The organism is Rahnella sp. GSA61A (genome assembly GCF_019969905.1).
Taxonomy (GTDB): Bacteria; Pseudomonadota; Gammaproteobacteria; order Enterobacterales; family Enterobacteriaceae; genus Rahnella; species Rahnella aceris.
Genome location: NZ_JAHXYO010000066.1, coordinates 1 through 265, shown reverse-complemented (window position 1 = coordinate 265; position 265 = coordinate 1). Strand labels below are relative to the sequence as shown.

1 protein-coding gene is annotated in these 265 nt (G+C 55.5%); it reads right to left on the bottom strand.

The genetic code is table 11. The features are described 5' to 3' along the window. Nucleotides 1–265: transposase (locus tag LC431_RS26260; RefSeq protein ID WP_223510489.1), on the bottom strand; the 265-nt coding region annotated here is incomplete at both ends.

The window sequence follows — 265 nt, the reverse complement described above, 5'->3', positions numbered from 1 at the left end:
GTACTGCGTGTTCTTTTTCAGCGGCGTCAGCCAGTGGCGATTTTCGCCCGCATTATGCCAGTCATGTAGCAGGCCTAAAGAGTAAAAACCCTTATCGAACAGCGTAATACTGTTATCCGGCGCGCTGGCTGCCAGCTTTGCCGCCAGGCGCATCTCGTTCACGTCGTAACTGTCCATCACACTGGCCCGCAACAGGTGACTGCTCAGTTCCATCAGGCAGACCATGCGGACCTGAGGATATCCGCGTTCACCGTGCTGGTTCGAA